The following is a 13,300-nucleotide window of genomic DNA, read 5'->3' on the forward strand; positions in this document are numbered from 1 at the left end:
GAGGCAGCATAATGCAATTTGATGCTGGAAGCTATGACGTAATTGTCATAGGTGCTGGGCACGCTGGCTGTGAGGCAGGATTAGCTGCAGCTCGTCAAGGTGCCAAAACACTAATGATCACGATTAACTTGGATATGGTTGCTTTTATGCCTTGTAACCCTTCAGTGGGAGGACCCGCTAAAGGAATCGTTGTAAGAGAAATCGACGCACTTGGCGGAGAAATGGGTAAAAATATTGATAAAACCCATATACAAATGAGAATGTTGAATACAGGAAAAGGACCAGCTGTGCGTGCACTTAGAGCACAAGCGGATAAGTTTTCTTATCAACATGAATTGAAGAAAACACTTGAAGATGAACCGAACCTAACTCTTGTACAAGGAATGGTTGAGCGACTCATTGTCGAAGATGGGGAATGTAAGGGTGTTGTAACACAAACGGGAGCAACCTATGCATCTAAAGCGGTTGTTATCACGACGGGAACTTTCTTACGTGGAGAAATTATCTTAGGTGAGCTTAAGTATTCAAGTGGTCCGAATAATCAACAGCCATCCATTAAGCTATCGGAGCATTTAGAAGAACTAGGCTTTGATTTAGTACGCTTTAAAACAGGAACACCTCCAAGAGTTCACAGTAACTCTATTGACTATAGTAAAACAGAGATTCAACCAGGGGATGATGTTCCTAGAGCGTTCTCTTATGAAACAACAAAGTATATTACGGATCAACTTCCTTGTTGGTTAACGTATACGAACGACCTCACACATCAACTGATTGATAATAACTTACATCGATCTCCTATGTACTCAGGAATGATTAAAGGAACAGGTCCACGTTATTGTCCATCTATTGAAGATAAAGTGGTTCGATTTAACGATAAGCCAAGGCATCAAATCTTCTTGGAGCCAGAAGGTAGAAATACTCATGAAGTATATGTTCAAGGATTATCAACTAGCTTACCTGAGGATGTTCAACATCAAATTTTAAAAACCATTCCAGGTTTAGAAGAAGTAAGAATGATGAGACCTGGGTATGCCATTGAGTATGATTCCATTGTACCAACTCAACTTTGGCCAACACTGGAAACGAAAAAGATTAAGAATTTATATACAGCAGGACAAATCAATGGAACATCTGGTTATGAGGAAGCGGCAGGTCAAGGTTTAATGGCAGGCTTAAATGCTGGAAGAAAAGCTTTAGGTAGAGAAGAAGTAATCTTAGGCCGATCAGAAGCTTACATTGGAGTATTAATTGACGACTTAGTAACTAAAGGAACAAATGAGCCGTATCGTCTATTAACATCCCGTGCAGAATACCGATTATTATTAAGACATGACAATGCCGATTTACGTTTAACAGAGATCGGTTATAAAGTTGGATTAATAAAAGAAAATCGATATCAAAGATTTCTGGCTAAAAAGGAAGAAATTGAAAAAGAGAAAGAGCGTTTAAAATCCATTATTATTAAGCCGTCACCAGAGGTTCAAGAGATTATTAGGAATCAAGGCGGCAGTGAGTTAAAAGATGGAATTAAGGCAGCTGATCTACTGAAAAGACCTGAAATGACATACGAACATATTCATATGATTGTTCCAAGTGAAACACCTTTAGACTTTGAAGTAACAGAACAAGTAGAAATTCAGGTTAAGTATGAAGGCTATATTGAAAAATCATTACAGCAAGTGGATCGTTTAAAGAAAATGGAAGACAAAAAAATTCCAGATAATATTGATTATGATGCCATTTCAAGTTTAGCGTCTGAGGCGAGACAAAAGCTTAAACAAGTTAGACCGCTTTCGATTGCTCAGGCATCAAGAATTTCTGGAGTAAATCCTGCTGATATATCTATCTTACTTGTTTATATTGAACAAGGTAAAATAGCACGTGTTTCTAACGAGTAAGTCTAACTAAAAAGTATGTTTAGAAGGGGATTCTCCCTTCTAAACGTAATATGATTGTAGGAAGGATGGACTAATGAATACGGAACAATTTGCAAGTATGCTTGAAGAAAAAGGAATCGTCCTGACCGCAAAACAATTAGAACAGTATGAAACGTATTATAAAACACTAGTTGAATGGAATGAAAAAATGAACTTAACGGCGATAACGGACAAGCCGGAAGTGTATTTAAAGCATTTCTATGATTCTATTTCAGCTTCCTTTTATTTTAACTTTAATAATCCTATTCATTTATGCGATGTTGGAGCGGGTGCAGGGTTTCCGAGTATTCCCATAAAAATAGCTTTTCCTCATCTACATATAACGATTGTTGATTCTTTAAATAAGCGTATTCACTTTTTAGATAACTTAGCAAAAGAATTACAATTAGAAAATGTCCGTTTCATCCACGATCGTGCAGAAACATTCGGACAAAATAAAGAGCATCGTGAAACTTATGATGTTGTAACAGCTCGGGCTGTTGCTAGGATGAGTGTTTTGAGTGAATTATGTATGCCATTAGTAAAAGTGGGAGGCAACTTTATTGCTATGAAAGCTGCCCATGCTAATGAAGAACTAGATTCCGCGAAAAAAGCGGTTACTGTATTAGGAGGAAGGATAGAAAATATTTTTTCATTTACTCTTCCGATTGAAGAAAGTGAAAGAAATATTATTTTGGTGAAAAAAGAAAAACCTACACCTAAAAAATATCCAAGAAAACCTGGGACTCCAAATAAAACTCCAATAGAGTAAATGGTCTTTACAAATAAAGCCATTATCAAAATCCTTAGTTAGGTCATTTACGAATAACTAGAAACATGCGAGAATAGGCTTATTGGTTTATCAAAAGTTTCTTATATTAGTTATAAAATATTCTATTGTTCATGTTAAAAATAAGCTCAATTTATCCATAAAAGCCTCAGTGCAAAGGCATAAGTCTTTTGATGTATCGTGTGCAGGAGATTATTATTTGATAGAGAATACTATATTAGGGAGTTTCGTAAAGGTGGTGCAGGGTGATGAAGCAAACTTTCACACGCTTTTTTGGCCTAGGCGAAAAGGGAGAACAAGCTCAAGTTGAAATAGAAGAACAAATTGATCTGACTCGTGCAGAGGCAAATGAAGAAATCAAGAAGATTCCTATTCAAAATATTGTCCCTAACCGTTTTCAGCCAAGAACGGTTTTTGATGAGGATAAAATAGAGGAACTTTCTAGAACGATTCATACACATGGAATTATTCAGCCAATTGTTGTAAGGGAATTCCAAGCTGATACGTTTGAAATCATTGCAGGGGAACGTAGATGGCGTGCAATGAAGAAGCTAGGTTGGACTGAAGTACCCGCAATAGTAAAGAATATGAGTGATACAGAAACCGCTTCTGTAGCATTGATAGAAAACTTACAACGGGAAGAACTTTCTCCTATTGAAGAGGCCATAGCGTATGGAAAATTATTAGAGCTACATAACTTAACTCAAGAAGCTCTAGCCCAACGTCTAGGTAAAGGGCAATCAACAGTAGCAAATAAGCTACGTTTATTAAAGCTGCCTGAAGAAGTGCAAGAAGCATTGTTAAATAAGACTATTACTGAACGTCACGCACGTTCACTTATTCCTCTAAAGGATGCTGAAAAACAAATTAAGTTATTACAAGAGATTATCGAGAGAAACTTAAATGTAAAGCAAACAGAGGATAGGGTAGTAAAGCTTCTTGAAGAAAAAAATGCCAAGCCTAAACAAAAGAGAAAAGCTTTTAGTAAGGATATGCGTATTGCTGTTAATACGATCCGACAATCGTTATCCATGGTATCGGATAGTGGAATTAACTTAGATACGGCTGAAGAAGAATTTGATGAGTTTTATCAATTCACCATTAAAATACCTAAAAAGAAATAATGACTTCATTCAGATGAGAGATTAAACACCGATGTTTAGTTTCTCATATTTTTTTGTTCAAAAATGGAAAATTCGCAGCATAGTAAGGTGCTTAAGACAAGAAATTCTTGGTCTAATAAAAAGCAACTTCCCCTTAAATAACAAACTTTACTAAAAGAGCCTATAGAAAAAAACTGATTCTCTAATCTTTTTCATGCTAAAATAGATTACATGATTGTTAGTCTATTATTAGGTGATAGGTTTTCATCATTCAATTTGTCCAAGAAAATGATTTTGTGAGGCATAATTACATATTAAGATGGTGATAGAATATTCTTTCTATCAATTCTTCAAGCGATATGTATCATGGATTTCACGAATAGATAAGTACAAGCTCTGATAAACAGGGTAATTTTTTATCGTAAATGAAAGTAGGTGACATCGTGGGTAAAATTATCGCGATTGCAAATCAAAAAGGGGGAGTCGGTAAAACGACAACTTCTGTGAACTTAGGCGCCTGCTTAGCATACATAGGGAAAAAAGTATTACTAGTAGATGTGGATCCTCAAGGAAACGCAACAAGTGGAGTAGGACTTGAAAAAGCGGATGTTGAACAATGTATTTACGACGTTTTGGTTGATGACGTGGAAGCTAAATATGTGATTAAACCAACATCAGTAGAAAACCTATATGCTATTCCGGCTACTATCCAGCTTGCTGGTGCTGAAATTGAACTTGTCCCAACGATTTCAAGGGAAGTTCGTTTAAAACGTGCTTTAGAAGAAGTGAAAAGTGAATTCGACTATATTATTATTGATTGTCCACCTTCACTTGGCTTATTAACATTGAATGCATTAACTGCTTCTGATGCTGTCATTATCCCAGTTCAGTGTGAGTATTATGCTTTAGAAGGGTTAAGTCAGTTACTAAATACCGTAAGGCTGGTACAAAAACATTTAAATCATGACCTTAAAATTGAGGGTGTTCTATTAACGATGTTAGATGCTAGAACTAATCTCGGATTACAGGTAATTGAAGAAGTAAAAAAATATTTCCAAGATAAAGTATATCAAACCGTTATTCCAAGAAATATTCGTCTTAGTGAGGCTCCTAGCCATGGGCAACCTATTATTATTTATGATCCGAAATCAAGAGGGGCTGAAGTCTATTTAGATTTAGCAAAGGAAGTGTCTGCTAATGGCTAAAGGATTAGGAAAAGGTTTGAATGCTTTTTTTACAAATATTGAGCCAGCAAAAGAAGAAGAATCGGTAAGAGAAGTGAAAATTCAAGAATTACGACCAAATCCATACCAACCACGTAAGGTTTTTGACCAGGAAGCTATTCTTGAATTAAGAGATTCTATTATTGAACACGGTATTTTGCAGCCTATCATTGTTAGAAAAAGTATTAAAGGTTACGAAATTGTTGTAGGGGAAAGACGTTTTCGTGCAGCAAAAGAAGCAAAATTAGAAACAGTACCTGTAGTGGTAAGAGAATTATCCGAACAACAAATGATGGAATTAGCGGTACTAGAGAATTTACAGCGTGAGGATTTAAACCCGATAGAAGAAGGGGCAGCTTATCAACTTTTAATGGAGAAACTTTCTTTAACACAAGAACAATTAGCTAAGCGTCTAGGTAAAAGTAGACCTCATATTGCTAATATTGTCCGTTTACTCTCTCTACCACCAAAAATCCAACAATTAATCTCTGATGGTAAGGTTTCAATGGGCCATGGACGAGCACTTTTAGGATTAAGGAAAAAAGACTTGCTATCAAGTGTAGTTGAAAAGACCATAAAAGAGGGCTTAAATGTTCGTCAACTTGAACAGCTTATTCAACACTTAAATGAAAATGTTCCACGTGAAACAAAGAAACCTAAACAAGAGAAAAATGTATTTATCCGTGAGCAAGAAGGCTTCTTAAGAGAACGTTTTGGTACAACAGTAAATATCAAACAAACCAAAAACAAAGGTAAAATAGAAATCGAATTCTTCTCAAATGAAGACTTAGAAAGAATTTTAGAACTTTTAGAGTCTAAAGAGTCTTAGGTACCAACTCAAGCAACTATTTAAAATTAGCCATCTTATTGATGGTTTATTTTTTTAGACTCTAATTAAAAAGTTAATTCTTTATTTTAGCATTGAGTTGATTGGAGCGGAAGGCACTTGACTCCTGGAGGATTAGCGTTTCAGGCGAGACCCCGCAGAAGCGTAAGCGACGAGGAGGGTCGGCGAACGCCCCCCGGAAAGCAGGTGCCTGGAGCGGAAATCAACGGACTAACTTCAATGTAACCAACCTAAAAAAATAATGCAAAATAAAAACTAACCAATAATTAAAAAGACATCTATTAAAATGGTAAAATCCATGGTAAATTAATAGAAAAAATCTTTCGTTTAGCGAAACAAAAAAGGTGAATAATCATGTTTTTACTTGGGACAATTGTAAATGGATTATTGATTATCGTAGGGACATTAATAGGGAAATTACTAACACGTATTCCTGAACGCATAAAAGGAACAGTTATGCATGGAATTGGATTAGCTGTCATTGTCCTAGGTTTACAGATGGGAATTAAAAGTGAAAACTTCCTTATCGTCATTCTAAGCCTAGTGTTTGGAGCGGTGATTGGGGAGTATTTTGATTTAGAAGCAAAGCTAAATAACTTAGGTGATTGGTTAGAGAAAAAAGTAGGTTCGAATGGACAAGGGAGTATTTCTCAAGGTTTCGTTACAGCTACTCTAATTTTTGTTATTGGAGCAATGGCGATCATTGGCGCACTCGATAGCGGGATTAGAGGAGATCACGATGTCCTTTATACGAAAGCGATAATTGATGGTTTCACAGCCCTTATCTTAACGACGACATTAGGAATTGGTGTAATGTTCTCCGCTATTCCTGTTATGCTTTACCAAGGTGCTATAGCCTTGTTTGCTACTCAAATAAATAACCTTATTCCACAAGCTTTATTAGATAGTTTTATACTTGAAATGACAGCAACTGGGGGAATCATGATCTTTGCTATTGGGCTAAACTTAGCCGGGATAACCAAGATTCGAGTAGCCAACCTTTTACCTGGTATATTAGTAGTTGCTATCATTGTAACGGTCATGTATTATTTTCAACCATACTTTGCCTAAAGAGGAAAAGGGAGTTTTTACTTCCCTTTTCTTTTTATAAAGTTAAGAAAGTATAAGCTTTTGAAGTTAGACAACTATCTAGCTCCAGCGCCTAGCCCATCGAGTCAAATAACCTTCCATCCTAAAAGTCAAAAAACAGACTTTTAGGTGGAAGAACATTTGCTTGTCGGGGCTGACCAAGGCGCCTGCGCTTTTCTCATGTGGTTTGTTCACGGTCTACATTCATTTTAAGGTTTGACCAAGAATTACTTGGATGATAAGTTAAGCTTGCTTCATGGATACCCGCAGCAATCATTTTTGCCATTTTTAGCACTAAATTTAGCCTCGTATTTTGAAGTACAAAGAACTCCATGAAACCACTAACATTCACAATCCCTGTTATATGCAGGTCTCCAACTGGAGGTAAATCTTTATTAACTCCAGCTCCCGGCTTTACAGGACCTTCTCCTATTTGAATCACACCAACACTTTTGAGTCGACCAAGACAGGCATCAATTCCTATAATAATAGGATTAAAATGCTTCTTTTTAATTTCAATTAATTTCTCTTCTAAATTCACCGCATGAATAGGATCTTCAAGTGTCCCATAAACATGGAAAGGAGAAATAACTTTTTCACTTAATAATGTTCCAACAAGTGGCCCTAATGAATCTCCTGTTGAACGGTCGGTCCCAATACAAACAAAGACAACTGGACGGTTCGTTAAACTAACCGGCATTAAGGAAATTAGTTCGACTGCAAGCTTATGAGAAGCTCTCGGTTCATCATGTAATATCCTTGCCCCATCTCCACCTCTTTTATCGAACAAGCTAGTTTTTAGATTCATTGGGTCCACTCCTTAAATTTAGTAGTATCAGTATACGGAAAAAATTTGCAATGTATACATAACTGTTAGATGAAAAAGGGAAACAAGGGTCAAAAGGAGTATGTCCTATTAAACATAGTTAAATAGTCACGAGTGGAGAACGTTCATCTTTTTTACACTTCAAAGCTGTTAAGAAAATTGTTAAAATGAATTTTGCTCAAGTTTTAACAGAAAACCTAATAAGTGATAAGATTATAAGGAAATAGAAAAATTCATTCCCTGGGAAAGAAACCGGTAAGTATTTTTAAAAAGCAGGTGATTAGATGAATGAATATGAAAAGTTATATAACTCGCTTGAAAGTAAGTTGTTAGACGAAGGGCTATGGTTAGCCATTGGAACAGGGTTTATCAAAATCATTGGAATTTTAATCATTTCTGGTTTGGTCATTCGTTTAGGTAAAATTGCTATACATAATATTTTTAAAGTGAGAACGCGCTCTCCTTTGCAGGTCTCAGAAAGACGAGAAGCAACCATTATGAAGCTTCTTACTAACGTCCTTTCTTATGTGGTTTATTTCATCGCTATTATGACCATTCTTTCAACATTAACGATTGATGTAAGGGCTATGCTTGCGGGGGCTGGAATTGTTGGATTAGCTGTAGGGTTTGGAGCACAAAACTTAGTTCGTGATATTATCACAGGATTTTTCATTATTTTTGAAGATCAGTTTTCAGTGGGTGATTTCATTCGTATTGGACAGTTTGAAGGAACAGTCGAGGAAATAGGACTTAGAACGACGAAGATTAAGAGTTATACAGGGGAACTTCATATTGTTCCTAATGGAAGTATTATTGAAGTAACGAATTTCTCCATCCATAATAGCTTGGCCATTGTCGATGTTAGTCTTGCATATGAAGGGGATATTGTACGTGCTGAAAGAGTCCTAGAGGAATTACTTCAAGAAGTGCCTGAAAAATATGAGGATATAGTCAAGCCACCAGAAATACTAGGAGTTCAAACTCTTGGAGCTTCTGAGGTTGTATTAAGAATCGTGGTTGAAACCACACCAATGAAGCACTTATTTATTGCTAGACAGCTACGAAAAGATATTAAACTATGTTTAGATCAAAATAACATTGAAATTCCTTTTCCTAGGCTCGTTATGTATTCTCGTCAGGAAAAAAGTGAACAAACAAAAAACCTTGGTAAAGCATAGGAGTGATTGTAGTGGAGCAAAAAGAGTTTGGGCTTAATGATGTAGTGGAAATGAAGAAACAGCATCCTTGTGGTACAAACAAATGGAAAGTCATTCGTTTGGGAATGGATATAAGGATTAAGTGTGAGGGATGCGGACACAGTGTATTAATCCCAAGAAAAGAATTCTCCCGCAAAATCAAGAAGATATTAGTGAAGCATGAAGAATAATCTTTCTTTATGCTTCTTTTTTTTACCTCTTCTTTAAGGGGAATGGTTCAAATCAGGTAAGAATTACTTTTTGAGATTAATATCTAATGATAGTCAGAATTTTTATGACCATGTTATATTTATGTATAAACAATTTATAAACAATTTTTATAAAAATGATGAAAAATAGAGACTAGCTTAGTATTGGGGTGGAGAATATGTCAAAGGTAGCTACATCTGCTTGTCCCTTGAATTGTTGGGATAGCTGTGGGTTTAAAGTAACGATAGAAGACGGGAAAGTATTAAAAGTAGATGGTGATGATAGCCATCCAATAACAAAGGGAAAAATCTGTGGTCGTGGCAGGATGCTAGCTGACCGCACCAACTCCAAAGAGCGGTTATTATACCCTTTAAAAAAGGTGAATGGTAAATTTAAACAAATTTCTTGGGAACAGGCTCTTGATGAAATTTCAACTAAGTTGCATGAATACAAAGAGAAATTCGGGACGACCTCTATTTTGCATAGCCATGATTATGCGAATAGTGGACTTTTAACGAATCTTGATCAAAGGTTTTTTAATGCTTATGGGGGAGTTACAGAGTTAACAGGTTCTATTTGCTGGGGAGCTGGAATAGAAGCTCAAACCTGGGATTTTGGTGATTCATATGCTCATTCTCCTACTGATATTCAACATAGTAAGAATATTATCGTTTGGGGAAGAAATGTTGCACGTACTAATATGCACTTGTATGAAGTGCTACAGGAAGCAAAAAGAAACGGAGCAAATCTATATGTAATTGATCCTATTCCAAATGCGACAGCTAAAATTGCTCACAAATATATTTCTATTAAACCTGGTATGGATGGTTTATTAGCTATTGGTATTATGAAAGAGTTGTTTAGACTTCAGTTAGTAGATAATGAATTTATTGATAATTTTACTTTAGGTTTTGAAGATTTAGAGGCTCTCCTACAATCTGTCACTCTTGATCAAGTGAGTGAGATGACAGAAATACCATTGGACATTATAACGGAATTGGCACATGTATATGGGGATTGCCCGACAGCAACCCTGCTTGGTCTAGGAATGCAAAGATATGATAATGGGGGTAATACCATTCGTCTAATTGATGCATTAGTAGCCGTAAGCGGAAATGTAGGGATTCCTGGCGGTGGAGCAAACTATGGAAACAAACAGGTTGGCCAAAGCTTTCAATTTAATGAATTAACCCTGCCTAATATGAAGAAAACTTCTCGAACTTTTACCATGATGAAACAGGCTGAAGGGATTTTAAACGCTATTGATCCAGAAATAAAAATGATTATTGTGACATGCGGGAATCCTTTGACACAAGTACCAGATACAAATGTAGTAAAGGACGCATTCTCCTCAGTTGAAACGTTAGTCGTCATCGAACAGTTTATGACCGATACAGCTGAATTAGCAGATTATGTCTTACCAACTACAACCGTTTTCGAACAGGAAGATATCTATTATGCCTCCATGTATCATCATTATGCTAATTATGCTCCTAAACTAGTTGATCCTCCTGGAGAAGCAAAGTCTGATTTGTGGATATGGACTCAGCTTGCTAAAAGACTAGGATTTGGGGAAGTATTCGATTTTACGAGAGAACAGTTTATGGAGATGTCTATAAAGGATCTAGCCAAAAATGGCATCACATTAGATCAGTTTAAAAAGGAATTTCATGTAGAATTACCAGTTCAAGGAGTTCCTTGGGAAGATAGAAAATTCAAAACTCCAAGTGGAAAATTCGAGTTTACCTCTCAATTAGCGGAGAAAAAAGGCTTTAATGGAAAGTTAACGGCTTCTCTTCCAAAAGAATCAGTTTGGAATGACAAACCATTAGCTGAGAAGTTTCCTTATACTCTATTGACCATTCATCCAATGAGATCTAATCATTCTCAACACTATCATTTATTCCCTGTAGAACCAAAGGTAAGAGTGGAAATCGCGGAGAATTTAGCAACAAACTTAAAATTAAAAGAAAATGATTATGTTCAAGTATGGAATGAGCGTGGAACAATAGAAGGATATGTGAAAATCTTAAAAAATGCTCATCCAAACACCATTAATATCGATGAAGGTATATGGTCTAAATACGGTGGAGTCGTAAATAGACTGACACCAAGTAGAGAATCAGATAATGGTCTAGGCAGTACACTTTATGATTGTTTAGTGAATATCAAGCTTTTATCGTAATATGTGAGGGTACCACGATATACTTGTGGTACTTTTTTTATGTAGACAAGTAAAGTAAAACCAGTAGCACTTATGGAAAGCTTGTCTTTTTACTACCAAATCTCTATAATTGTTAGAGGCTGAAAAGTTTTAATATGATAAATGAGAGTTTATTTTATTTGAAATAGATACTTTTTCAATTAATTAATAACATCGTGCGAAAACGAAAATTGATAGATTATATTATGAGGAGTGACCTTGGATGGCATTAACAGCAGGGATTGTAGGATTACCGAATGTAGGGAAATCTACATTATTCAATGCAATTACACAAGCGGGAGCGGAGTCAGCAAACTATCCGTTCTGTACGATTGATCCTAACGTAGGAATTGTAGAAGTTCCAGATGAGCGTTTAACAAAATTGACTGAGTTAGTACAACCGAAAAAAACAGTTCCAACCACTTTTGAATTTACTGATATTGCTGGTATCGTTAAGGGTGCTAGTAAAGGTGAAGGGTTAGGAAATAAATTCTTATCTCATATTCGTGAAGTAGATGCTATTTGTCAGGTAGTACGTTGTTTTGCTGATGACAATATTACACACGTATCTGGTAAAGTAGATCCTATTTCAGATATTGAAACCATTAACCTAGAGCTTATCTTAGCTGACTTAGAGTCTGTTGAAAAACGTATTGCTCGTGTTGGTAAAATGGCTAAACAAAAAGATAAAGAAGCTATGATTGAATTTGAAATCTTAGAGAAACTAAAAGATGCTTTTGAGTCAGACCGCCCAGGCCGTACAGTTGAATTCACAGACGAACAAAAGAAAATTGTTAAAGGATTACATTTACTTACAACTAAACCGGTTCTTTACGTAGCAAATGTTGGGGAAGATGATGTTGCAGATCCTTCAGACAATGAATACGTGCAACAAGTTAAAGAATTTGCAGCAAAAGACAATGCAGAGGTTATTGTTGTATGTGCAAAAATCGAGTCTGAGATTGCTGAACTTGAAGGGGAAGAGAAAACGATGTTCCTTCAAGAGTTAGGAATTGAAGAGTCTGGATTAGACCAACTAATTCGTTCTGCTTATAATCTTTTAGGATTAGCAACTTATTTTACGGCTGGTGTACAAGAAGTACGTGCATGGACTTTCCGTAAAGGAATGAAAGCTCCTCAATGTGCTGGAGTAATTCACAGTGACTTTGAAAGAGGGTTTATCCGCGCAGAAACAGTTGCGTATGAGGATTTATTAGCTGCTGGAACGATGGGTGCAGCACGTGAAGCAGGTAAGGTTCGCCTTGAAGGTAAGGAATACGAAGTAAAAGACGGAGATGTTATCCACTTCCGCTTTAACGTTTAAAATAAGTAGTATGTAAGACACTTTGTAAGGATACAGAGTGTCTTTTTTGATTATTATCCTTATTAAAGCTCTAAGATTTCTGTGTAGAAGAGGATTTGAATTTAGAAATATTATAAGGACATTGCACTTCATTGTATACTGTGCTATAATTTCTTCTTGTGAGTAATGAACAATTGCTCCTTGCCCAATTGGGGATCTTTTTTTAGATCTTCGGGCCGTTTAGACCAAAAGGAGGTGAACGTGATGAGAGCGTACGAAATTATGTACATCATCCGCCCAAATATTGAAGATGAGGCTAAAAAGGCACTAGTTGAGCGTTTTAGCGGAATTTTAACTGATAATGGTGCGGAGGTTACTGAAGCGAAAGAGTGGGGCAAACGCCGCTTAGCTTATGAAATTAACGATTTCCGTGATGGTTACTACCAACTAGTGAAAGTTAATTCTGAAGCTCCTGCTATTGATGAGTTTTCTCGTTTAGCTAAAATCAGCGAAGATATCATTCGTCATATCGTAATTAAAGACGAAAAATAAGAGCTTAAATATATACACTTCTAACTTTTGTTTCACGTG

At 36.2% G+C, this 13,300-nt stretch carries 12 protein-coding genes; 11 read left to right on the forward strand and 1 reads right to left on the reverse strand.

Going from position 1 to position 13,300, the window contains the following annotated elements; translation table 11 throughout:
- Positions 1–11 precede the first annotated feature (11 nt).
- The 6 genes from mnmG to SM124_RS07825 all read left to right on the forward strand — a co-directional run bounded on the left by mnmG (position 12) and on the right by SM124_RS07825 (position 6,953).
- Entirely contained in the window at positions 12–1,901 is a 1,890-nt protein-coding gene (mnmG, locus tag SM124_RS07800) for a tRNA uridine-5-carboxymethylaminomethyl(34) synthesis enzyme MnmG (RefSeq protein WP_322445958.1), read from the forward strand.
- Between the two features lie 73 nt (positions 1,902–1,974).
- Positions 1,975–2,691: a 16S rRNA (guanine(527)-N(7))-methyltransferase RsmG gene (gene rsmG / locus SM124_RS07805; RefSeq protein WP_322445959.1), complete on the forward strand. Its 717-nt coding sequence runs from the start codon at positions 1,975–1,977 to the stop codon at positions 2,689–2,691.
- A 266-nt stretch (positions 2,692–2,957) separates the two neighbouring features.
- Positions 2,958–3,833: a nucleoid occlusion protein gene (gene noc, locus SM124_RS07810; RefSeq protein ID WP_322445960.1), complete on the forward strand. Its 876-nt coding sequence runs from the start codon at positions 2,958–2,960 to the stop codon at positions 3,831–3,833.
- 422 nt (positions 3,834–4,255) lie between these two features.
- Positions 4,256–5,017, forward strand: a complete 762-nt coding sequence (locus tag SM124_RS07815) for a ParA family protein (protein ID WP_322445961.1) — start codon at positions 4,256–4,258, stop codon at positions 5,015–5,017.
- Positions 5,010–5,864: a ParB/RepB/Spo0J family partition protein gene (locus SM124_RS07820; RefSeq protein WP_322445962.1), complete on the forward strand. Its 855-nt coding sequence runs from the start codon at positions 5,010–5,012 to the stop codon at positions 5,862–5,864. The genes SM124_RS07815 and SM124_RS07820 overlap by 8 nt, the downstream gene beginning before the upstream one ends.
- Positions 5,865–6,236: 372 nt before the next feature.
- Entirely contained in the window at positions 6,237–6,953 is a 717-nt protein-coding gene (locus SM124_RS07825) for a DUF554 domain-containing protein (protein WP_322445963.1), read from the forward strand.
- A gap of 196 nt (positions 6,954–7,149) precedes the next feature.
- On the opposite strand, the gene yyaC is transcribed toward SM124_RS07825, so the two are convergent.
- Positions 7,150–7,779, reverse strand: a complete 630-nt coding sequence (gene yyaC / locus SM124_RS07830; protein WP_322445964.1) for a spore protease YyaC — start codon at positions 7,777–7,779, stop codon at positions 7,150–7,152.
- Positions 7,780–8,081: 302 nt separating this feature from the next.
- Between yyaC and SM124_RS07835 the strand changes: the two genes are divergently transcribed.
- The 5 genes from SM124_RS07835 (at position 8,082) to rpsF (ending at position 13,261) form a co-directional block, all read left to right on the forward strand.
- A complete protein-coding gene (locus SM124_RS07835; protein ID WP_322445965.1) occupies positions 8,082–8,975 on the forward strand; it encodes a mechanosensitive ion channel family protein in 894 nt (297 codons plus the stop codon).
- Positions 8,976–8,986: 11 nt separating this feature from the next.
- A complete protein-coding gene (locus SM124_RS07840; RefSeq protein WP_322445966.1) occupies positions 8,987–9,184 on the forward strand; it encodes a DUF951 domain-containing protein in 198 nt (65 codons plus the stop codon).
- Between the two features lie 197 nt (positions 9,185–9,381).
- Positions 9,382–11,388: a molybdopterin-dependent oxidoreductase gene (locus SM124_RS07845; RefSeq protein WP_322445967.1), complete on the forward strand. Its 2,007-nt coding sequence runs from the start codon at positions 9,382–9,384 to the stop codon at positions 11,386–11,388.
- A gap of 241 nt (positions 11,389–11,629) precedes the next feature.
- Positions 11,630–12,730, forward strand: coding sequence for a redox-regulated ATPase YchF (gene ychF / locus SM124_RS07850; protein WP_322445968.1), 1,101 nt, complete (start codon positions 11,630–11,632; stop codon positions 12,728–12,730).
- Between the two features lie 243 nt (positions 12,731–12,973).
- A complete protein-coding gene (gene rpsF, locus SM124_RS07855) occupies positions 12,974–13,261 on the forward strand; it encodes a 30S ribosomal protein S6 (protein WP_322445969.1) in 288 nt (95 codons plus the stop codon).
- Positions 13,262–13,300: the final 39 nt, after the last annotated feature.

It is taken from the genome of Robertmurraya mangrovi, assembly GCF_034427655.1.
In the GTDB taxonomy this organism is placed as follows: Bacteria; Bacillota; Bacilli; order Bacillales; family Cytobacillaceae; genus Robertmurraya_A; species Robertmurraya_A mangrovi.